This window comes from Sphingobacterium anhuiense, assembly GCF_042686355.1.
Taxonomy (GTDB): domain Bacteria; phylum Bacteroidota; class Bacteroidia; order Sphingobacteriales; family Sphingobacteriaceae; genus Sphingobacterium; species Sphingobacterium anhuiense.
The window spans coordinates 1,267,268-1,289,936 of sequence record NZ_JBHUPE010000004.1; the positions used below are offsets into that span (position 1 = coordinate 1,267,268).

Here is a 22,669-nt window from a genome sequence, read left to right on the forward strand (position 1 = left end):
AATCAAGAAAGCCAACAGTGAAGGAGATTTCCAAAATACAACAAAAGGAATTATACCAAGAATTCCTTCAGTTGTGCTATATCTGTTATGGTATAGTCTGCTGATGAAGTTGAATGAAGCGGTTGTTCCTCCCAACCTTCTCCATTCAACCAAAGTGTTTGACAACCGTTCACTTTTCCCGGTTCCATATCTTTGGTATAGGAATCTCCAATCACCAGGCAGGCATTTGCAGGTATACCTAATGCTGAAACACCTAAAGTATAGATTTCAGGGTTAGGCTTACGTACTCCAACTCGTGCAGATTCGACAACGGCCTCAAAATAATGCAGCAACTGATAATGCTCTAAAACATGTTCCAGATTTCCATAAAAATTAGATACCATCACCATTTTATATTGTTTCGATAAAGTATCAAGTAATGGCCTAACGTGATCAAGACAATCTTCTACTAGTTTATTGCAGGCATTAACAATTTGCAATCCGACACTATCTACCAGAGAGGTCATATTTAAATATTCAAATTGTGCTGTTATCTTAGCTAAAAGCACATCTTTAAAATTAAAAAGTGGCTTTATAATAGGATTTGTAGCCATTTTTCGTTCAGCATATACATATGCATCGTAGAAAACGGACTTATTGGTCGCTACTCCATAAAATTGATAATATTCCCAAAAAACAGCTGCCCAATGTCTTCCATTGGTATCCAATGTTCCGCCGTAATCAAATAATAATCCCTTTATACCTGTTATTTTCATCATCTTAATTTATAATCTTTACGGACTATACTCATCCAAATCAACCCTATACCAATCCAAATAATTTCACGAATACGTGTTGCCAATCCCATAAATATACCTACCGATGCGGGGAAACCAATACTTGTGACTGCCATTGCCAATCCTCCTTCACGTGTACCCAATTGCATAGGCAGAAAAAAGATCAGGTTAGCGAAAAGCGAAGATCCTGAACTAACTATAAAAGCCTGAATCACACTCATATCGAGTCCCAGTGCTACTCCAATAAAATAAAGTTCGGCACAACCTACAACCCGAGCGAAAAATTCCCAAAAGAGTGCTACAAAAAATTGTGGTCTACGCTGTGTATATAAATCTTGGATCTGCTGATCAACATGTTCGAGTACTGTTTTTTTATCTTCATAAAATGTACGCGCGTACTTACCTACAAATGGAATCTTTTGAAAAAAGCGTACGATAGTGACTGTAAATCCCCGTTTATAAATTTTTGAAAAGGACCAAAAAATACCGAGTCCAAAGAATAAAATAAATAAACAGACGATCAGCATGCTCGCACTTAAGGGCACTACTGCTAGAATCAAAAAGATGGACACCAGCCAAAAAACAATATGCGATAAAATATGCACCATACCGTACAGCAGCACCGAGGAGCTCGCTTTTGCTTCTCCCAAATGTGGTTTCAATTCCATGATCCGGTAAGGTTCGCCGCCTAAAGCGACAAAGGGTGTAACATAATTAATGCTGTAGCCACTTACTGTCAACTGTAGAATTTTGATAAAGGGCAGTTTCGTTTCAGGAACGTTCGGTTCTTCAATGATTGATTTAAAAGCAAAAGCATTCATTACATAGATCACCAACCAACTTAGCAATATGGGCACAAACCACCACCCGGTCTGCAACAGATTGTTCCAAATATTTACTGGACCAATACTAAAAATCATATAAGCAAGTGTAGCTATTCCAATGATCAAGAAAATAAGCTTATATATGTTTTTCATCATATTGATTTGTCGCTAATTGATCGATGAAATGAGCACTTACTTGCTCCTGTCTTTTACACATATAGATCAGTATCGGATTTAAAATAAACATGTCAAAAAAGAAATATAACCAGACTTGATCAATAAAGATCCATAGAAATAAAAACAGTACGCGTGTATTAAACTGTACGATATTGGTATACTTCATCAATGGTCGGTTACGGATACGAAATGCGTTGACAAATGATGCTGGCATCTGGTCGGCATACTTACGCTTAACCATCTGCAATAACTGCTGCAGTTTTGGCGAAAAATTCTCCTGCATGGTGGTATAATTCTTATAGCCGTTCAGTACGAATTTTTGAAAGAAGTCTTTCTTCCAGCTCATTTTGTCCAACTCTGCCTGAAGCTCTTTCGAATTATCTAGTTCACTACCTGCTTTTCCCTTTATAAAATACAAATGGACATTGCGATAATAGTCAGCCATTGCTGATTGAAATACATGGGATACTCCCGCTAAAACACCTGGTACCCAAATCCAGGCTGACCAACCTTCATTCATACAGCGTAAACATAAAGCAATATGAATGGCCGCAAACCAGAAATCACCTGCAAATCCATCTAAAATTCTTCCAAATCGACTTTTATTATCGGTCATCCTGGCCAACTGTCCATCTGCACTGTCTAAAGAATTGGCAAATACCAATAAGAGCATGCCGATGATATTGATCCATAGATCACCGTAATAAAAGAGAATCCCGGCTCCTACACCAAAAAATATACTGGTGATCGTCACGGCATTGGGTGTCACTCCTACTCGGGCACAAAACTTAGCGATACGGTAACCTATCGGCCTGTAAAACCAAATATCGATTCGCTCTTCTGTGTCATTCGATTTGAGTGACTGTTCAAATAATGTATGTTCTGATTTAGACATAATTCCGATCATCTTTATCTTCTTCATTAAAGATCATCCGATCTATAAATTCAGAAAATTTTCCAAAAATATGAGTGGCTATTGCTTCTGCGGCCTGTTCTCTGCAGGGCGCAAAGCTTGGCCAATCGTTTAAATCTATAATATGAAAATTTCCATCAGCTTGTACGATAGCATCTCCACCATAGATAGTGACTCCCAAAACTTGAGCCGCTCGTTCCGCAGCCTGTTTTAAAGCCTCATTATCAAAAGGGTAATGTGCTGTTGCACCGTTTATTTGCTCATAAGCGGCGTATTTATGATGATTTAGATCATAAGGATGAAACCAATAGAAAAAATCAGTCCCAGAGACTGCATAAAACTTTACCAAATCACCAAATAAATGTTGCGATACGACAGCGTCATCAATACCACGCAAAGCATATTCTGCCAATATATTATTTGCTTCGTCCTTGGTGCTTACAAAACTGACATCTTCCTTATGAACGGCATGAAAATCTCCTCTTTTTATCCATATACCCGGTAAGCCAAAATGATCAAACAGTTCTCCTATATCATCGTGGGTATTAACAACTACACTCGCTGGATAAGGCACATCATTTTCTAACAGTTTTTCTGTCATAATAGTCCGATAGCAGCTCTGGATTCCAAATGATGAATTGATAATCAAAACGCCATTACGCTCCAGCTCTTGCAAATAACGCACTAATGCTTTGGATCTTCCCATTGTGATAATGGGTTCATTTTGATAACCTTTCAGGGAAAGAAAATCATCTTCTGTTACCTGGGTGATATTGACACCCTCTTTTTCCAGTAATCCGATTACTGCCTGAAAAATTGCTGTATCATTATTAACATGATTTGGCGAGAAATCATTTTTCCTTAGTATTGCGTATACTCTCATGATTGGCTCTTTTGCTCCATTAAAAAATATTCAGCCGTCTCCCTGTCATGTAGATGATCCACATCAATAATTTTGGCAAAAGGATACGCTTTGATCATAAATCCTTTATCGATAAGAAATCGTTGGTAATTTCGCATGCGCTGATTGCCTGCGGCTAAGGATTCAACGGCTGCCTGCATAGCCTTCTTTCGTAAACAATAAATACCACCCGATACGAATGCTGCCTGCGGATATTTGTTATCCGAAAAACAAACAATTCTATTATCGCTATTTACCGTCACATATAAAGGACTTTCGTCATCAACAAAAGGAGTAACAGCAAATAATCCGTCCATATCTCCCTGTTGAAATGCCTCTACATATTGGCCAAAGGTATCCGGTTCAAACACCGTGTCTGTCGTTGTAAGACAGCAGGAATCCCAATGGGGAAATGCTTCTTGCAGAGCAACAAAACTATGTAAGGAACTCACGGTATCTTTGATCAACAAATGAATTGGAATTTTAAATTCATGTTTGACCAAAAACTTATGTAATTCTTTATTCTTTCCGTTGATAATAATGAAAACAGATCTGGCCCCCTGCGCTGCAAAAATATTGATCAGTCTCTCGATCATCGGAACACCTAACAAAGGCAACAAAGGCTTTGCTTTTTTAAATCCTTCCTTCTTTAACCGCTGCCCTTCACCGGCAGCTATAATTGCGTACTCCATCTTAATTGATAAAACCCTTAAAGTATTTAAAAATACTTCAAGGGTGTTGTAAATTGTATAATGCGTTACATGCTATCCACTAGCTCTTGATAGTAATCCAGACCTAAGTGTGTAATCAGATCTTCCCCCATCATATGGCGCAACGTGTTTTGCAATTTGATGAGCTGTTTAAAAATATCGTGCTCTGGAGGTAAGCCAGGAGCAGTCTGTGGAGATTTTAAATAGAACGATAACCACTCTTGGATACCGAACATACCTGCACGCTGTGCCAGATCTATGAATAACGCTAGATCTAATGCTACAGGCGCCGCCAGAATAGAGTCACGGCATAAAAAGTTAATTTTTATCTGCATTTTGTATCCCATCCAGCCAAAAATGTCAATATTATCCCAGCTTTCTTTATTATCGCCATGTGGCGGGTAATAGTTGATACGTACTTTATGATATAGATTACCGTACAACTCTGGGTTTTTCTTGGCATCCAAAATCTCTTCAAGCACACTTAGCTTGGAAACTTCTTTTGTTTTGAAATTTTCCGGATCGTCTAATACAAGTCCATCTCTATTTCCTAAAATATTGGTTGAGAACCAGCCTTCAACTCCTAATGCGCGAGCTTGTAAACCAGGAGCAACAATTGTTTTCATCAAAGTCTGACCTGTTTTAAAATCTTTTCCCGCTATTGCTACTTGCATCAACTGTGCTAACTCCACAATGGCAGGAACGTCACAACTTAAATTTGGTGCTCCATTAACATAAGGTGCGCCCTGCTTTAAAGCTGCATATGCATAAATCATGCTAGGTGGAATACGCAGATCATTTTGATCCAAAGCATCTTCAAAATTTTTCAGACTATCAAAAATAGCATTTCCTTCAATATATTTTTCAGTTGAGCCACACCAAAGTACTACGATACGGTCACAGTTATTTTCTTTTTTAAAGTTCTGAATATCTGCTTGGACAGCATCGGCCAAAGCTCTTCGTGTAAATCCCTCTTTAATATGCTGTCCATCGAGATTCTTAACAAAATTACGATCAAAAACAGCCTTCATGGGTTTAATTTGCTCCAACTCCGCCCGTACTTGCTCCAATTGATAAGGTTCTAAAACACGTGCTTTTGAAGCTGCTTCAAAGACATTATCGGCATATACATCCCATCCTCCAAACACAATATCTTCTAATTTTGCCAAGGGTACGAAGTCCTTAATCAAAGGATTTCGATCTTCTGTACGTTTTCCTAAACGAATGCGGCTCAATTGTGATACTGAACCTATGGGTTTTGAATACCCCTTATTGATACCTGCGACACCTGCGATCAATGTGGTGGCTACTGCACCCAAGCCCGGAATTAATATTCCCAGCTTACCTTTTGCTTCATTCACTTGTTGTTTCATTTTGTTGTATTTAAGTGATATTTAAAATTAATGGATTAGAATTCTCGTTATTATTGATTTTCTGGTCTTAAGCTACCAGAGTACATCGTTAAACACTTATTACTTGATTTTGTTGTGTTTAAATAAAATTTAATTATCTTTTCACGGTTAAAAATGTCCTAAGCGCTAGGGCTCAGGACACTCGTTAAACAGATATAATAGACTTACCACGTACTATTCTTTTAATGTCTACCCCCTCCTAAGGCACGGTATAAATTGACTTCGGCATAGAGTCTTTGACTCTTAATAGCTGCATTATCGAGTTCGGCCTGCAACTTACTCTGCTGCGCTGCTATCACCTCTAAATACGTTGCCATATCATTCTTAAAAAGAATATCTGCATTTTTAATCATCTCCTGATTGCGGGCAACCAGACCGCGTGATATTTCTTCCTGCTCTTTTAAAGATGCCATACTGGCTAGAATATTGGATACTTCTCCTACTGCCTGTAATACACTTTCTTTAAACTGAATTTCCGCCTGTGCACTTGCTATTTTGGCTTGATTGAAAGCTGTCTTTAACTGTCGACCTTGTACTATTGGTTGCGTCAGTGAACCCGTTAAAGCTCCAAATAACGAACCTGGGATATTGAACCAATCACTCGCTTTAAAAGCATTTAATCCTCCTTGTGCTGTAATATTTAAACTCGGGTACATGCTTACTTTAGAAACATGCACCTGTGCGAATGACTTTTGGACTTCCAGTTCTGCAGTTCTTATATCCGGACGTAAAGCGAGCATCGTAGCAGGAACACCTGTTGCGAGATGATCTTTTGCCTTTAAAGTGACTAAAGAAGTTTTTCTTTCTATATGACCGGGCATATGACCTGCTAATGCCTGCAAAGCATTTTCCTGAATGATAATCTGTTCGTCCAATACCGGAATAGATTTTAACACAAGATCTCGGTTACCTTCTTGTTGCTGCACTGCTAAAAGTGTCGTAAGTCCCAGAGCATGCTGTACCCGCGTCATCTGTAAAATATTGTCGATCAAACTCAAATTTTTCAAGCTGATCTCTTTTTGCAAATCAAGCATCAACAGGTTATAATATCCCTGTGCGATGGTGCTAACCAAGCGTGTTTGAATTGCCTTACTGGCTTCCTGAGTCTGTAGATAACTGGACAGCGCCATCTCTTTACGTCCCTTTATCTTACCCCAGATATCTGCCTCCCAAGAAATATTTACTGAAGTTGTGTAATCCTCCATGTATTTTTTTCCCATAAATTGACCAGCCATCATACCATTCATACTATTATCAGATGGCCTGGTTACCGTTCCCGTTCCTGCTGATAATCCAATCTGTGGTAAATAACCCCATTTTGCCTGTTTCATAGATTCGGTGGCGATATCAATCTGTTTAATAGCCACCTGTAGATTATTGTTGTTCAAAAGCGCTGTATCGATAAGATCTAATAAAATCTGATCATTAAAGAACTCTTTATATGAAAGTGATGCAATGGAACTGCTATCACTTTCAATAACTCGATTATCCTGCGTAAATGTTGCAGGTACTGCTACTGGGTTAGGAACATATTTCACAGACTTACAGGCAGCCGTTACCATTAAGGTGAGACACAGGCAAGTCATATTTATTTTATTCATATTTATGTTAATGCTTAACATTTGATTTACTTTTAATGTGAAACTTCTGTTTCTTCATACTCCCAATCGCTTTCTTCCGCAGGCTTTCCACTCATACGTTCCTGCAGGTATTGAAAAACGACGAACAAGACCGGTGTTAAAAACACCCCGAACACAGTTCCTGCAAGCATACCAAATACTGCGGCATAACCGATGGAATGGTTCCCGATCGCCGAAGGCCCTACTGCAAATAACAACGGCATCAAACCTGCTATAAACGCGAGTGAAGTCATCAAAATCGGTCTAAGTCTTGCCTTTGCACCTTCAACAGCGGCGGCTACGATACTCTTTCCTGCGCGTCTGCGCTGAATAGCAAACTCAATAATCAAAATAGAATTTTTGGCCAGTAGTCCGATCAACATAACCAAAGCAACCTGTACATAGATGTTGTTGGATAGACCTGCAAAACCAATTCCTACGAATACGCCCAACAGACCACAGGGGATGCTGATCAAAACTGCCCAAGGCAGAATATAGCTCTCATATTGCGCTGATAACAAGAAGTATATAAAAACAATACATAATCCAAAAATAGCAGCAGTCTGGCCACTGGATGATTTTTCTTCACGGCTCATTCCTTTCCAATCATGCGCAAAACCATTGGGTAAAAAAGTAGCACTAACTTCATCTATAGCTTGCATGGCCTGACCAGTACTATATCCAGGTTTTGGCATCGCGGTAATGTTAATGGCATTAAATAAATTAAAATGCTCTACTGTTTCTGGACCAGATACAGGTTTTAATTGTACCAAACTGTTAATCGGTACCATCTGTCCCAATTGATTTTTAAGCATAATTCCATCCAAAGAAGAAGGATCTGATCTAAACTCAGGAGATGCCTGGATGACAACACGGTAATACTTTCCAAAACGATTAAAATCGGATGCTTGCATACTTCCGTAATATCCTTGCATCAAGGTCATTAAATCGGAGACATTCACGTGAAGCTGTTTGGCCTTCATTTCGTCAACAACCATTTCATACTGTGGATAGGATGCATTAAATGTGGTAAAGGCAAATGCGATCTCAGGTCGTTGCATCAATGCGCCCATATATTCATTGGCCGTTTCACTAAATTTACTTAAACTGCCCGCGGTTTTATCTTGTAGAACAACTTCTAATCCTGAAGTATTACCAAAACCCGATACAGTCGGCATACCCAATACAAAGAAGTTTGCACTTTGATTTCCTTGTAACTGTCCTTGAAGAGCAACTAAAATTTGATTGATATCTTTAACTTCTCCCCTTTCTTTGAGTGGTTTCAAACGGATCATCAATACCCCTGCAGAAGATGAAGTACTAAAACTCATCATATTTAAACCCGAAATACTGATCACCGATTCTACAGAAGGATGCTTCTGAATTTCTAATTCTGCATCGGTTATGGCTTTAGTTGTCCGATCCAAAGATGCACCTGGTGGCGTATTGACCATGGCCATTAAGAAACTCTGATCCTCATCGGGTATAAAACCTGTCGGTGTGGTACGGAACATCCATACAAACAATACCAATAGCACTGCCAGTCCTGAGAATGCCACAGTTTTACGTTTTATTAAGAAAAGGACAGATTTACCGTAACGAAATGTCAGTTTATTAAAAGCTGCATTAAATCCTGCGAAAAAACGTTCTTTAAAATTTGTTTTCTTCTCCTCATGATGCCCATCGTGCGATTTTAATAATAACGCACATAATGCAGGACTTAAGGTTAGTGCATTAACTGCTGAGATCAGAATCGCCATTGCCAAAGTCAAAGCAAACTGCTGATAAAACACACCTGTAGGGCCTTCCATAAAAGCAACGGGTATAAATACTGCCGACATCACAAGCGTAATCGATATGATAGCGCCTGTGATCTCACTCATTGCAGACATTGTCGCCGCTTTTGCATTTAACTTTTTCTTCTCCATTTTAGCATGTACTGCTTCTACGACAACGATGGCATCATCGACAACGATCCCGATCGCTAGTACGAGTGCAAAAAGGGTCAATAGATTGATCGAGAATCCAAACAGCTGCATAAAGAAAAATGTACCAACAATAGAAACCGGAACTGCAATCGCTGGAATTAATGTCGATCTAAAATCCTGTAAAAAGATAAATACAACAATAAAAACGAGTACAAAAGCTTCTAGCAAGGTGGTGATAACTTGAGCAACAGACTGATCTAAAGATTCCTTAGAAGAGTACGGCGTAGTGTATTTAATACCTGCGGGAAATGACTTTGAAAGCTCCTTTAAACGTTCCTGCATCTCTATCTCTACTGCATTGGCATTTGAACCAGCTGTTTGATAAAGGGCAATCATAATCGCCGGTTTCTTATTATACGCTGTGGCAACCGTATTGGTGTACGACCCAAACTCAACTTTAGCCACATCCTGCAGACGCAACACGGAACCATCAGCATTTGCGCGTATGATAATATTTTCGTAATCGGCTGCTTCAGCCAGCTTTCCTTTATATCGGATTACATATTCTACAGCTTCCTTTGTACTCTCTCCAAATCTTCCTGGAGCAGCTTCAATATTCTGAGTCTGGATCGCAGCAGACACTTCTTGCGGCGTGATATCATAGGAAGCCATCTGAGCAGGATTGAGCCAAACGCGCATCGAGTAATCTTTGTTACCGAATACCTGTGCATCACCGACTCCTGTAATACGCTTTAGCTCTGGAACAATATTAATCTTAGCATAATTCTCTATAAAAAGTTCGTCTGATTTATTATCATCGGAGTATAGCGTAACCATGGCCACCATACTATTCTGTCTTTTTAGTGTGCTTACACCGATCTGATTAACCTCTGCAGGTAACATACTGGTTGCTTGCGATACTCGGTTCTGTACGTTTACTGCGGCCTGATCCGGATCTGTTCCTAATTTAAAAACAACAGTAATCATCAAACTACCGTCATTACTGGATGTAGAAGTAAGAAAGTCCATATTTTCTACACCATTGATGGCATTTTCTAATGGCGGTGCTACTGCCTTAGCAATTACTTCGGCAGATGCACCTGGGTAAGTCGCCATTACGGTCACACTTGGTGGGGCGATTTCAGGAAATTTGGTAATGGGTAAACCGAGCATAGCCACGACTCCCAGAATAACCAGCAATATGGATATAACTGTAGCCAATACTGGCCTTTTAATTATTTTTTTTAACATAATGATTAAGGATAAATGGTTGTTAAGATTTATTCACGCTATCTTTTACTGTGGTTGCGGATTTCACCTTAACAGGCATACCATTCTGAAGGAAACTAAGTCCATTTGTAATTATCTGATCACCTGCTGTAACACCTGATTTGACGAAGTATTGAGATTCTTGTTTACCGCTTACTTCAATTGGCGTCTGTACCGCCTTTCCTTCTTTACTGATCGTAAATACATAAATTTTATCTTGAATGGCTGTCGTTGCTGTTATTGGAACCACAACAACCTGCTCAATATGTTGATCTAATGCTATTTTCCCTGTGTTACCTGTTCGTAATTGTCCTTGCGGGTTTTCAAATTTTGCCCGAAGACTGATCGAACCTGTATTCTTGTCGAATTGACCTTCAATAGCATCAATTTTCCCTAAATGTGGAAAGTCCTGTCCATTAGCTGTTTTTAAAGTTACAGGAGCGGCTTGCTTCAACTTTTCAGCAACAGAGTTTCCCGGTAATGCTGCCTGAAAATTAACAAAATCGTTTTCACTCATTGAGAAATATGCAAATACGGCATGCGTATCTGATAAGAGCGTTAAGGGCTCGACTGCAGCAGGATTAATGAGACTTCCTAATCGATAAGGAATACGACCTATAGTGCCACTGACCGGAGCTTTGATTGTACAGAATTCAAGGTTAATTTTCGCTGTTTCAAAAACGGCATTTGCCTGCGCTAAAGCCGCTTGCGCACCTTCGTACGTTGCCTGAGCTTGGTCAACCTGTAGATTAGATACGAGTTTATTACTTACTAATTCTTTTTTCCTATCTAAATCTATTTTAACATTGGACAGATTCGCTTTAGCTGCTAAAATAGATGCTTGCGCATTTTTATACTGCTCTTTGTAGGTACGATCATCCACTTGAAATAAAGTCTGCCCAGCCCTGACAAATGCACCTTCATCAACAAAGATCTTAGCCAGATAACCGGAAACTTGTGGACGGATTTCAACATTTACAACTCCTTCAATGCTGCTTGCATAAGTTTTTGTTAATATTCCATTTTCTTCTTGAAGTGTCATCACTGGAACTTCTAAGGCTGCGGGTGCCCCCCCTTCCTGGTTTGGTTTTTGACCACAACTTGTTAGGAATCCTAGGCTTAAGCCAAGCAATGTTGATTGAACAACTAATTTCCGATTCATTTAAAATATATTATGTTCTCGCTATATTTAAAGATTCGAAAAGAAGGGTTAGTCACTAAAATATTGGACTTCAGCCCCCATCTTTTCTCCTCATGTACAATTAATACAAATATATATCTGACTAAATCGGTTAAAAAGTCTAAAGGGAGCTTTAACTTGTCAAAAAGACACTAAATTAAGTTCGGGATAAATTTAAGTTAATAATTCTTTACGATACAGAATCGGGGATTGACCTGTATTCTTTTTAAAAAATTTGCTAAAAGTCGGTAAATCACTAAAATTCAATTGTTGCATGATATCTGAGATTGAGTAAAAATTAGACCGTAATTTAGCTGTCACTTCAGCCATCAACGTTTGTTCAATAATCTGCAGCGGGCTTAACCCTGTAACTTCTTTTATAACCCTGCTGAGGTATTTTCGACTCACAAATAAGCAATCGGCATAATGCTGAACTGAACGGTGAACATGAAATTGATCTATCACCAGCGTAATGAAATCCAAACATAATTTCTCTTTTCGGCCACTGAGTACGACCTGACCGATAACATGATCCATAAGTTCGGATTCTATTTCGTAGTTGAGTAGTGCAAAAGTACTTTTAATAATTTCCGCCTGATGTTTAGTTGGTGTAGGACTCAGATTAACTTCTCTTAAATGTTCTAGATAAACTACAAATCGCTTAACTACAGGTTCACGTAAGGAAAATACCTTTAAATAATTGTCAAACAAAAAATCTAAGGACGATCTGCCTTGAAAAAACATGCCTATTTTTTTAGCAAAATCTAAAGAAAACATGAAACTAATCATTTCCAGATCATCACTCCTTTCCAAAAACTCAATAATTGTAGTCGGTGAATGTAAGAATGCCATATTTTCCTGGATTTCCTGTTCAGAAAAACCAATCCGCATACCGAGCGTTCCTTTTAGGATAATACTCATTCCAAAGCTGTCAGTTCGCATAGGCTCATAAGAGCGAATGTCAGTCATATTACTTTTCTGTAAATGACAGATAGTAAATCCCTCATACTGTTGTTTGTTCATCTGCTCGGCAACAAACTCCTTTAAAGTAAAAAATGTAATTCGACGATCCATAATCTTAAACGCTAACAAAGAGCATGTCTAAGTTAAAATTTAAAATAATCTTTGTTTTACTCTTTTTGTTTTTTGACAATTTTCTGTCAAAAGTCAAACATACATATTGTTAGTTGTTATACTACAACGATGAGCATAAAAAAACAGCAACATTTCATGCAAGGTTGCTGTAATTGTTTGTATTTTAAACTGAAATAATTATCCGCCGTATACAGCTACACCTTTATCCTGTAACACATATCCCTTCCATGCCATGAGGATGTAATTTCCAGAAACCCAGTTTCCTTCACCTTTTTTTTCCAATACTATACCATTATTAGAATTGGGCAAAAAAACTTCAGTTTTAGAATTGTCCGAACTAAAGTACACATAGGCTTGTTTACCTTCCGTTCTTGCCCCATCCTTCAAAGGATTTAAGATTGTTTTTAAAGTGGCTAATGTAATGCACCTTTGCTCCAATTCTGAGTATGATTTTCCATCTTCAAACAGGCAACCTTGTTTTTTTTCAACACAATCTCCTTTTACCAAGGGCATGGTTGAAGTAAAATTCAAGTGCTTTATATCTTTGAAAACCGTACCTTCAGCATTCATATCACCATATCCTTCAATCAATGTGTCTTTACTTACTTTAAATGCAACCTGCCTAACAGAAGTTACTCCTTCTGACTGGAAAGTATAATCTGCGAGCAGCACATTATCCTTCAGCTGCCCTACGAAAGTTCCAGTATTCTTATCTTTCTCGGCGAAAGCGTACGTAAGGTTTCCTTTAAGAGTTGGTCCTATATCAGTAAATTCCAACGAAATATAATTATTGCCGTCATTGTAAGTATAACATGCCGGTTCTGAGAAGGTAACTGTTTTGCCTGTCATTTCTTCAAAAGCAGCATTACGGTTTTCAGTTTTTGAATCCCTATTTCTACAACTTATCATCGTCAAAATAACAAACGATAATGTGATTATTTTTTTCATATTTTCTAGCGTTAAATGGTCATCAATTTTTTTAAAATAATGATACTTCCTAAATCACAATTCATAAAAATAGTTACTATTTACTCTGAAAAGCAGTTAGAAACTTATCATTTTAAATTTAAAATAGCATTAATGGATATATACATACGATCGGTGCTACCTCACTATTATTTAATAACGGTCAAATAAACTTGTTGCTTGCCTGCTCCAAGTTTTACATTTGGGAACTGTTTGTCATAGTCAATCATAATATCTCCTTTTTCTACTTTTCCGTTACCATCCGAATCCCATTTAACAGTAACATAATATTTGACTGCTTCATGTGCGGCTACCGCAGGCTTTATATGCGATTTATGATCTTTTGGTAAAACAAAATCAATTGTGAAAGGAACACCAGACTGTTGAATATTTTTCTCTTCCAACAGTGTTGCTGGTACATCAGCTATATTCTCTGCAACAGCATATAATTGTACTTTACCTTCTGGATTTTTTATATCTAACGGTGCTGAACCAATAAATTCTACCGTTAGTGAATCACCCGTTTTAGTTTCTTCACTCCCCTTGCTACCAGACGTACAACTTGCTAAAATGGACAATGGCAAAACTGCCAAAAAAAATATGCTTTTCATATATCACTTTATTTAAGCACTGCTACTTTCAAATTAATGCTTAAAAGTAGCAGTGTATTCTTTTTTTAAAGCTCTACACCCAAATATTATACCAAATACCTGATATAAGCATAAGGAATACTCTATATTATCAATTTTTAACTGCCTTAGTGAGCTTTAAACTCTGATTTGGTTTCAATTGTATCTGATATATATACTTACCGTTAACTTCCTTCATCAATTTTGCGTCTTTAAGTACAGTTGCACTCAAAAGTTGAATAGTCTGATGCTCTAAAGATCTTAAAACAACAGATTCAACCTTCTTATTTTTCCATATCAATTCGTGAATCAAAATGTTTCCTCTAGCTTTCAATCCTTTAATTTTACCATCTTTCCAATTATCTGGCAATGCTGGCAATAACTCGATCATATTATTCTGTGATTGTACGATCATTTCACTAACAGCGGCAACATAACCTAAGTTACCATCAATCTGAAATGGTGGATGTGCGCAAAGCAGATTCGCGTATACCCCACCGCCATTATCATAATCGATCCCTTCACCTCCTACGAGATTAATAAAATTTTTCAAGATCTGGTAAGCATGATTACCATCTTGTAACCTAGCCCAAAATGCTACTTTCCAAGCCATAGACCATCCTGTAGATTCATCTCCTCGCGCATTTAGTGTTACTTTTGCCGCATCAGCTAATTCTGGGGTTTCCCATTTAGATATTTGTCGTCCTGGATATAGGCCAAACAAATGAGAAACATGTCTATGCTTATCATTAGGATCATCACGGTCGGTTTCCCACTCTTGCAACTGCCCCCATTTTCCAATTTTTGGTTTTAATAATGCATTGCGAAGTGTTTCGATATGCTTGCCGTATGTTTTATCAATTTGTAAAATTTGACAGGCCTCAACATAATTCGTAAAAAGGTCGAAAATGATCTGATGATCGTAACTCACAGCATCTTCGGTAGGTCCGTGTTCAGGTGACCAGCCCATGGGTGCCACTACAGTTCCATCATCACGACGAACAAGTCTATCATCCCAAAATTGACATATTTCCTTTAATATTGGATAAGCAAAATCTCTTAAATACGCTTTGTCACGATTAAATGCATAGTGTTCCCAAAGTGCTTGCGCGTACCATGCACTGCCTGGTGTATTCCAAGAGAAGCTTTCTCCTCCAAAAATATTATTTTCAGTACGAACCGTCCAACCGCGAACACCTGGAAATTCCTTTTGTGTATTTTCCTTCTTTACTTCGCGCATACTATTGATGTAATCCAGATATGGCCATGCAGATTCGCTTAGATTTGCAACCTCAGCAGGCCAATAGTTCATCTGCACATTGATATTGGAATGGTAATCTGATCGCCATGGAGGAGTATTACTATTATTCCATAATCCCTGTAAATTGGCGGGTAGTCCGCCCTTACGAGAAGAGCTTATAAGCAGGTAGCGCCCATACTGATAGATCAGAGATTCTAGCGCAGGTGATGGCTTTTGCTTATAGTGCTGCAGCAGTTTTTTTGTCGTTAGCTCCTGCGATAAATCTTCAGTCCCCAATTGTAACTGTACTCGAGCGAAAAGTGATTGATAATCTTTTAAGTGTCTAGTTAGTAATTGATCAAAATGATATTTAGCAGCCTCTTGAATATATCTCTTGTTCGCTTCTAATGGCTTTTCATTTGCTTTCCAATTCGTAGACCGAGTATTGGCATAATCTGTTGCCGCACTCAAAAGTATAACTATTTTATCTGCCGATTGAACCTGGATAAATATTTCGCCATCCTCTCCTTTTGTCTCCAAAACCTCTCCCCCTTCCGTTTTTACGTGGAGGCGTGCAGCATATTCCATACCATTCGAAAGTACACCGCTGAACACCAAATCGCCTGCTATCGATTTTGTTAGTTTGCCGTGACTATCTTTAAGTCTGATGGTTGCATTTAATGATTTTTTATTTTCATTTGTGTATTCCATTACCATCACCTGGTCCGGATTACTGGCGAAGTATCTGCGACTTCTTTTTTGATTACCTTGATTGTATGTGATATGGTGTAAGGCCTGATCTAAATCTAATTTTCGGCTATAGTTTGAGAAAGGTTTTGCTCCAACCTGTCCAAATTCAATAAACACCTCACCAAAAGCCTGATATTCCCCGGTTTCCTGTTCGTTACCAGTCCATAAACTGTTCTCATTAAATTGAATATGTTCCTTATACACTCCTCCGAATATCATGGCACCAATACGACCATTTCCGATCGGATAAGCTTCAGTCATCCAATCTTTAGCAGGTCGATCATCCCATAGAAAATACTGCTGACCATAAACAGTCGTTTTTGTAAAAAAAATCAATACTAAAATGAATATATATGCTTTTTGTGATTTTAACATAAAAGTTAGGTTTATCGGGCTAGGCCCAAAGGTGAAAATACAATGTAAATCGCTATCATCACTAAAATTAGGATGGTACCGACCAAATGCCTTCCTTTCCAATAGGAAGTACGATCCAATCCTGAAAATTCAAATTGAAAAGTGGATTTATAATGAGGTTGTGTTAATTTACTGCCTATCCAGATAATAATTGCTATAATGACAAATAATAAGGCAAATAAATGCAGATAATGCAGGTCTAGTTTCCAAATAAACACAAGGGTAAAATAGCTGATCATATATAAAAACAGTCCCAGTTGAGCCATCGCTGGGGTTACCCTTTGGGATAAAATACCCATCATCATGATTGTAAAAATAGGCATATTAAAAAGTCCTGAAACCGTCTGCAAATACGTATAGAAACCATCATGTGCAAAAAGGATAAAAGGTGCAATAAACATGGCTGACAAAGAAATGATGAGTTCAAAATATTTGCCTTTTTTTACGAGCTGGCTTTCCGACACGATGATATTACGTTGTTCCAGATAAGGTTTATAGATATTAAATATAAATAAACTACCGCAACTTTGTAATCCCGCAGTGTATGTCGTCATAGCGGCACCAAAAACAAGTGCCAGTGAAAAACCAACAAGAATATCAGGGAAAATATGAACAATCAGATTAGGAAATACAGATGCCGAGGGCTCAACTTTTGGCAAGAGATGTATGGCTAGAAGTCCTGGAAGATTAATAAGCAAGGGCATCAATAATTTACCCCCTGCGGCCAGTGTCATTCCTTTCTGTGCTTCCTTTAAATTTTTTGCACTTAAGGTTTGTTGGGCGATGTATGGCTCCATACCCCAGTAGTAGAAATTGATCAATAACATGCCGGTAAAGAGCGTCGAAAAAGGTACCGCATCGTGTTTATCTCCCACGGCATTCAAGTGCTCTGTTTTATTCAGAAATACTTGCTGAACTCCTTCCCATATGTTTCCACTGCCCAGATACCAAAATGCATATACTGGAATTATCAGAGCAAGTAAAAATAGTCCCAAACCTAAACTGACATCAGATAAAGAAATTAATTTCAATCCACCTAATATGCTATACAGGCTACCGATAATTCCTAAAGCCCAGACAAGTACCCAGATACTCTGCCAATAACTAATCTGAAAATAGGCAGGTACATCAAACATGATGGCCAAACTTAACGCCCCTCCATACAAAACTGGAGGTAACAAATTCACGATGTAGCCAACAAGGATAAGTACGGAAACTATTAACTTAGTCTTCGCATTAAATCTCAGGGATAGAAAATCGGGTATGGTTCGAAAACCATGTTTGAAATAAATCGGTAACAGAAACTCCGAAACGACTAACATGGCGACCACCGAACTCACCCCCCATCCAATAACAGATAAGTTGTTTATGTAAACAGATTCGTTTTCACCAATAAATTGATTTGCACTTAGGTTGGTCAACAGAAGTGCAGATCCAACCATCCAGAAGCTATTACTTTTACCGGCTAGAAAAAAACCGCTTAATGTAGTCGTATAATACGATTTATACTTTAACAGAGACCATAATGCTACTAAAACCGTAAAAAAGCAAAAACTTGCAACTATCATATCAATTTGTCTACCTTATCTGTTAAAGTGATTTTCGATCTACCAGCTCAGTCGGTACAATCATTTTTACAGGGACCCGCTGTGAAACAAATTTTGCAGCTTCTTGAGCTATCGTATGAAAACTGGTGGAAAATGTTGTAATCCCCCCGCTGATGATTTCTTTGATGACATCATCATTATGAGAAAGAATCCCCAAGTCCTTACCTAATCTCCATTTCTTTTGCAAAATATCTTTCAGCATCAGGTACAGTTCTGGATTGTGAATCGTAAAATAAAGCGTATCCTTTTCCAAATTACCGGGCTTGTATTGTTTTTCAATATGTCCCTTTATTTGATACTTATCCAAAAATTTTAGAAATGCATTTTTGATTTCATTGGGTTCTGCTGTCTTTTCTCTAAAATAAAAGATTATTTCTTTATACTTTTTTATTTTAGGATACAACTGTTCAAAAACTTTATAAGTAGAGTCCTCAAATTCCTGTGCTATGTACGAATACTCGTCGCCTAGATCCAGTAAACGATCAATAATTAAAAGCTTTGAAGGAGATATGGACCTTAGTAGCTGGACCGAAGCTTTATTTTCAATCGGAGCTACAATGTAAACCGTATATTTTCCCTGGATACGATTAAAAATATCCTCAAAAGTCTCCATATTATTATGATGGAAAAATAAATCGATGGATACTTCTTCTGGAAGATTTGCACGCAATTCCGATACTAACGTATCTTGAAATGTATCATAAGCATACAACACAACAGCCACTTTTTGTTTCATCTGGGTGTTATTACTTACGACAAAATATCCTTTTCTATTTTTAGACTCAACAACTCCATGCGCTATAAGATCCCGGTATGCCTTTGAAAAAGTTTCTCTGGCATATCCAAGGTAATGTATCATATTATTGACTGATGGAAGACTGGAATGCACTTCCAGCTCATTTGCATCGATAGCATCCAGCACACCTTGAACAATACACTCATGTTTAGAGAGTGTATTTAATGATTCTAACCGTTTTATCCGTGCGATTAAAGTTGCACTATTTTCTTCTTTGGATATTTTCATATATAATTACTAAATAGGAGTTAAAGGGTGATTCTAAAAAGTTTACCGCCTCCTTCATTAAATGCAATTGGCAAATCAGATTTTATGTTCTGCTTTGTTTTGGTAAATAATTCTTCTGCTACATACTGTTGCGCAGGATTCAAACCTAAGGGTGTGAAATCCACAGCAACATGTTGCTTTTCATTGCTAAAATTAAAAACAGCAACATAAAGATACTTACCCGATTTCTTAAAATAGCATTGGTTTGCAGATTTTCCCTCCACAAATCCAGCTGGTCTAAAACTTTTACCATCTGCTATGACCTTTAATATTTCTGAATCTTGGAGATAAACATTCATGTTTTTTTGCCAATTTTCTTTCTTCGACAAATCATCGCCAAGGATAATCGTACCTGCAACAATACCTGAAAGTAATCTTGCCTTGTTTACATTTTCCGGCTCGTCATGAAAGACCAGGTGATCAGCGTCAATAAAATCATACAGATACGTTTGCCACCAACCGTAGCTCACACTGTTCAGTGTATATTCAGTCTGGTCGAGCGTTTTCCATGCATCACATGCTATACGTCTCATATGAGCAAATTGATTTGTTGCTAATGATGGAGAGATCGCCGCATAAATGAGCATTTTGCCTTTCAAAACATCTACCAGATGTTTCATTCCAACAGCATAGGCTTGCATTCCAGTTGACGTATTTTTATCATAAAACCCTGTCGACTCAATAGCAGCATGTGACAAGAAGTCTATTTTAATCATTTTGAACCCGCACGCAACCAGTTTACCCAATATGACATCCATACGTGCCAATGTGCCCGGATGTGTAGGATCCAAAGCACGTCCACCATCCAAATTGTGATAGCCACTTTTCGTTTTGGTCCACATATCACCAAATTTATAAGAACTTCCCTCCGCTGTTCGGTTAGGTCCACTGCCATGCCCCCAATCGGTAAAAGGAGCCCAGTATACACCTGGTTTAAGACCCAAAGAGTCACAATAATGTACAAATTTTTCAAGCTGACTATAATCCCCTGACATACCTCCTGGTGTCATATTGTCCCAAAAAGAATCTAAATCAATAAAAGCATCACCGTCTGCATTGCGAAAATGAGGAATATCTTTTTCAAAATATTGTGCTGTAGCGGTCGCATTCTGAAAATTAATTTTTTCCTGAATCACGCCCCAACTGTTCCAACCAACAGGCGTAGCAGCTGTCCACTGCTGTACATAAGGTTTTTGTAGTTGGCGATGGATCTTTGCATAATCCTCCATTCCAACACGCCAATCTTTTACATAAGAAATCAAATACTTCGGCGAAACAATACGATTGCCTTTTATAAACCCGTGTCCCATAGAATCTCGAGTAATATTAACATCCGTAAATCCTGTTCTAATTGCAAGAAAATCATAATTATTTTGATTTCCTCCAATGGATATACCCGATTTCCAGACAGACTGGTCTAAGGAACCGATAACCAGTCCATGATTACTATTCTTATCATAAACAACACCCACTTCAGCGCTTACTTTATTTGTTTTTGAAAGGGACTCATTTTCATAAGAAATAAAAGTATCATTATCAAAGGGTACAGCAACTTGATATAATGCTTTACCAAGTCCATTTATATTCGCCTGCATATATAAAGGAGACATATCATTACTTGCTATGTTTTTTCCGTTAATTTCCAATTGAACTAAAATAATCGGTTTCTGGTCGTATAGAAAAAAATGTTGCTTCATCTCTATACCGGCTTTAGTTTTTGAAGATACTGTATACTGTTTCCCTTTTCCTAAAGCATCAGCAACCACTTGTTCACTTATTTTTGAAAGTCCGTTCAGATTTTCTGAACTGACACGCGTGCCATCTGAAAGAACTGCATAAGAAACAGCATCTTTTATAATCAAATTATTATTTTGGGACACACTATATTTCCCTGTTCCTCGGTCGTATTTAAATACCAGTTCATTTTTTTTTACTTCAAATATTTGAGCTTGTACCTGAAGCGAAGTGGCGAGTATTAAAAATATTCCTAAAATTTTTTTCATAATTATATCATCTATTATTGTAATGTGATTTGAAAAGCATCAATTTTCATATAATGATCAGGTTGAAAATTAAGCAGCATTCCCATATTGACCGTTACTTTCTCTTTAATATCAAAATAAATCCCATCAGATTTTACTTCTGTATACAATAGTGCATCATTAATCTGTTCCCAATCGGGGATAGTTTTATTCGATTTACTGATGACCAGATATGCAGGAGGTTTGTCATAATTTGTTGCTGACAAAGTACAGAAAAATCTGTATTTCCCAGGAAGAAGTGTAACCTGTTGTTGAATTTTACCATTTAAAATAGCAGGAGCTCCCCATCCAGCTTCCACATTGACTACTCCCCCATCATCGGACGCAAAACCACCAAAACCATTGTGATTTTTCATACTTGAATTTGTTATCCAATCATTCAGCGTACCCCATCGGTTTCCATCATAAGCAACAGATGTAAAAGGTTTCTTAAAGTTTTTTAAATACCAGGCCGTAATATCTCCCTTGGGTATTAACTTAGTCGGCTGTACAACAAAAGTATCGATCGCGTTACTATCCGGTCTAAAAATAGTCTGATAAGACAGTTCGCTATTAAGCGCGTAATGAGAAAGAAGTATTTGCGCATTCTGGGATTTTGTTTTCACTAAAGTATCGATCATCTTTCCATCATCTTTTTTGTACTTGATACGCATAGCGTCAGCTCCCATAGTAGCGGCAACATCCTGTGTTACCAATTGCAACTGCTGACCTGCAACAAAATTTTGTTGCACTACAGAACGCTGAAATAACCCTTCGCGATATCGCTCGCCATAGATTGATCCCACCAGATTTGTTGGTATCGATAATCTTCCTTGAGGATCTAATGTTCTGACTTCAAAATTCATCGGTCCTTCAGGCAGGTTTTCAATCAAGCAACGAACGGTATCATTTGCGTTTTTCAGCTGAACCGGAAATCGCATGGAGTCTTGTTTACTGTTCCAATAAACACGGATTTCGGAGATTCCTGTACTCACCCGAAAAACCCCCTCAATCTGTACCCTATATTTACCTGATCTGACTTTAATGGAATCTAATTTCGCAGGATAAATTTGCTCTTGGCCATTTGTGTACTTGGTAAAATCATCCATTTTAGAACAGGATGCCAACATCCAAGCCCCGAATAAGGATAGTACGAATATATATAGTTTCATATT

The 22,669-nt window shown here is 37.9% G+C and carries 17 protein-coding genes; all 17 read right to left on the bottom strand.

Translation table 11 applies throughout. The annotated features are described in order from the left end of the window. Positions 1–50: 50 nt before the first annotated feature. Positions 51–758, bottom strand: coding sequence for an HAD family hydrolase (locus tag ACFS6I_RS11130; protein ID WP_380920503.1), 708 nt, complete (start codon positions 756–758; stop codon positions 51–53). After that, positions 755–1,756, bottom strand: a complete 1,002-nt coding sequence (locus ACFS6I_RS11135) for a lysylphosphatidylglycerol synthase transmembrane domain-containing protein (RefSeq protein ID WP_132767670.1) — start codon at positions 1,754–1,756, stop codon at positions 755–757. Before ACFS6I_RS11135 ends, ACFS6I_RS11130 begins: the two co-directional genes overlap by 4 nt. Continuing rightward, positions 1,737–2,672, bottom strand: coding sequence for a CDP-alcohol phosphatidyltransferase family protein (locus ACFS6I_RS11140; RefSeq protein ID WP_031289181.1), 936 nt, complete (start codon positions 2,670–2,672; stop codon positions 1,737–1,739). Before ACFS6I_RS11140 ends, ACFS6I_RS11135 begins: the two co-directional genes overlap by 20 nt. Beyond that, positions 2,665–3,573 (bottom strand): hypothetical protein, encoded by a 909-nt coding sequence (locus tag ACFS6I_RS11145; protein WP_380920505.1) that lies wholly within the window; start codon positions 3,571–3,573, stop codon positions 2,665–2,667. Before ACFS6I_RS11145 ends, ACFS6I_RS11140 begins: the two co-directional genes overlap by 8 nt. Further along, on the bottom strand, positions 3,570–4,283 hold the full coding sequence (locus tag ACFS6I_RS11150) for a nucleotidyltransferase family protein (protein WP_132840354.1): 714 nt from the start codon (positions 4,281–4,283) through the stop codon (positions 3,570–3,572). Before ACFS6I_RS11150 ends, ACFS6I_RS11145 begins: the two co-directional genes overlap by 4 nt. 65 nt (positions 4,284–4,348) lie before the next feature. Then, the gene (locus ACFS6I_RS11155) at positions 4,349–5,674 is read right to left on the bottom strand and encodes an inositol-3-phosphate synthase (protein WP_346599602.1); all 1,326 of its coding nucleotides are present in this window, start codon (positions 5,672–5,674) and stop codon (positions 4,349–4,351) included. A gap of 221 nt (positions 5,675–5,895) precedes the next feature. Next, the gene (locus ACFS6I_RS11160; RefSeq protein WP_380920508.1) at positions 5,896–7,314 is read right to left on the bottom strand and encodes an efflux transporter outer membrane subunit; all 1,419 of its coding nucleotides are present in this window, start codon (positions 7,312–7,314) and stop codon (positions 5,896–5,898) included. Between the two features lie 32 nt (positions 7,315–7,346). After that, positions 7,347–10,511, bottom strand: a complete 3,165-nt coding sequence (locus ACFS6I_RS11165; RefSeq protein WP_380920510.1) for an efflux RND transporter permease subunit — start codon at positions 10,509–10,511, stop codon at positions 7,347–7,349. A 22-nt stretch (positions 10,512–10,533) separates the two neighbouring features. Further along, positions 10,534–11,691: an efflux RND transporter periplasmic adaptor subunit gene (locus tag ACFS6I_RS11170; RefSeq protein ID WP_168126349.1), complete on the bottom strand. Its 1,158-nt coding sequence runs from the start codon at positions 11,689–11,691 to the stop codon at positions 10,534–10,536. Positions 11,692–11,883: 192 nt separating this feature from the next. Beyond that, positions 11,884–12,783 (bottom strand): helix-turn-helix domain-containing protein, encoded by a 900-nt coding sequence (locus ACFS6I_RS11175; protein WP_380920512.1) that lies wholly within the window; start codon positions 12,781–12,783, stop codon positions 11,884–11,886. Positions 12,784–12,981: 198 nt separating this feature from the next. Then, positions 12,982–13,752: a hypothetical protein gene (locus ACFS6I_RS11180; RefSeq protein ID WP_380920514.1), complete on the bottom strand. Its 771-nt coding sequence runs from the start codon at positions 13,750–13,752 to the stop codon at positions 12,982–12,984. A 167-nt stretch (positions 13,753–13,919) separates the two neighbouring features. Beyond that, positions 13,920–14,381, bottom strand: coding sequence for a hypothetical protein (locus tag ACFS6I_RS11185; protein ID WP_380920516.1), 462 nt, complete (start codon positions 14,379–14,381; stop codon positions 13,920–13,922). A gap of 130 nt (positions 14,382–14,511) precedes the next feature. Beyond that, entirely contained in the window at positions 14,512–16,764 is a 2,253-nt protein-coding gene (locus tag ACFS6I_RS11190) for a glycoside hydrolase family 95 protein (protein WP_380920517.1), read from the bottom strand. Between the two features lie 11 nt (positions 16,765–16,775). After that, positions 16,776–18,371, bottom strand: a complete 1,596-nt coding sequence (locus tag ACFS6I_RS11195) for a solute:sodium symporter family transporter (RefSeq protein ID WP_380920519.1) — start codon at positions 18,369–18,371, stop codon at positions 16,776–16,778. A 22-nt stretch (positions 18,372–18,393) separates the two neighbouring features. Continuing rightward, positions 18,394–19,434, bottom strand: a complete 1,041-nt coding sequence (locus ACFS6I_RS11200; RefSeq protein WP_380920521.1) for a GntR family transcriptional regulator — start codon at positions 19,432–19,434, stop codon at positions 18,394–18,396. A 20-nt stretch (positions 19,435–19,454) separates the two neighbouring features. Then, positions 19,455–21,476: an alpha-galactosidase gene (locus ACFS6I_RS11205; protein WP_380920523.1), complete on the bottom strand. Its 2,022-nt coding sequence runs from the start codon at positions 21,474–21,476 to the stop codon at positions 19,455–19,457. 14 nt (positions 21,477–21,490) lie between these two features. Further along, on the bottom strand, positions 21,491–22,666 hold the full coding sequence (locus tag ACFS6I_RS11210) for a DUF4998 domain-containing protein (protein ID WP_380920525.1): 1,176 nt from the start codon (positions 22,664–22,666) through the stop codon (positions 21,491–21,493). Positions 22,667–22,669: the final 3 nt, after the last annotated feature.

Bases quoted from the DNA above. Each gene is read 5' to 3' on its own strand.
- ACFS6I_RS11150 (WP_132840354.1), bottom strand. From the start codon at position 4,283: ATGGAGTACGCAATTATAGCTGCCGGTGAAGGGCAGCGGTTAAAGAAG.
- ACFS6I_RS11180 (WP_380920514.1), bottom strand. From the start codon at position 13,752: ATGAAAAAAATAATCACATTATCGTTTGTTATTTTGACGATGATAAGT.
- ACFS6I_RS11205 (WP_380920523.1), bottom strand. From the start codon at position 21,476: ATGAAAAAAATTTTAGGAATATTTTTAATACTCGCCACTTCGCTTCAG.
- ACFS6I_RS11170 (WP_168126349.1), bottom strand. From the start codon at position 11,691: ATGAATCGGAAATTAGTTGTTCAATCAACATTGCTTGGCTTAAGCCTA.
- ACFS6I_RS11140 (WP_031289181.1), bottom strand. From the start codon at position 2,672: ATGTCTAAATCAGAACATACATTATTTGAACAGTCACTCAAATCGAAT.
- ACFS6I_RS11160 (WP_380920508.1), bottom strand. From the start codon at position 7,314: ATGAATAAAATAAATATGACTTGCCTGTGTCTCACCTTAATGGTAACG.
- ACFS6I_RS11155 (WP_346599602.1), bottom strand. From the start codon at position 5,674: ATGAAACAACAAGTGAATGAAGCAAAAGGTAAGCTGGGAATATTAATT.
- ACFS6I_RS11135 (WP_132767670.1), bottom strand. From the start codon at position 1,756: ATGATGAAAAACATATATAAGCTTATTTTCTTGATCATTGGAATAGCT.
- ACFS6I_RS11185 (WP_380920516.1), bottom strand. From the start codon at position 14,381: ATGAAAAGCATATTTTTTTTGGCAGTTTTGCCATTGTCCATTTTAGCA.
- ACFS6I_RS11165 (WP_380920510.1), bottom strand. From the start codon at position 10,511: ATGTTAAAAAAAATAATTAAAAGGCCAGTATTGGCTACAGTTATATCC.
- ACFS6I_RS11200 (WP_380920521.1), bottom strand. From the start codon at position 19,434: ATGAAAATATCCAAAGAAGAAAATAGTGCAACTTTAATCGCACGGATA.
- ACFS6I_RS11175 (WP_380920512.1), bottom strand. From the start codon at position 12,783: ATGGATCGTCGAATTACATTTTTTACTTTAAAGGAGTTTGTTGCCGAG.
- ACFS6I_RS11130 (WP_380920503.1), bottom strand. From the start codon at position 758: ATGATGAAAATAACAGGTATAAAGGGATTATTATTTGATTACGGCGGA.
- ACFS6I_RS11145 (WP_380920505.1), bottom strand. From the start codon at position 3,573: ATGAGAGTATACGCAATACTAAGGAAAAATGATTTCTCGCCAAATCAT.
- ACFS6I_RS11195 (WP_380920519.1), bottom strand. From the start codon at position 18,371: ATGATAGTTGCAAGTTTTTGCTTTTTTACGGTTTTAGTAGCATTATGG.
- ACFS6I_RS11190 (WP_380920517.1), bottom strand. From the start codon at position 16,764: ATGTTAAAATCACAAAAAGCATATATATTCATTTTAGTATTGATTTTT.
- ACFS6I_RS11210 (WP_380920525.1), bottom strand. From the start codon at position 22,666: ATGAAACTATATATATTCGTACTATCCTTATTCGGGGCTTGGATGTTG.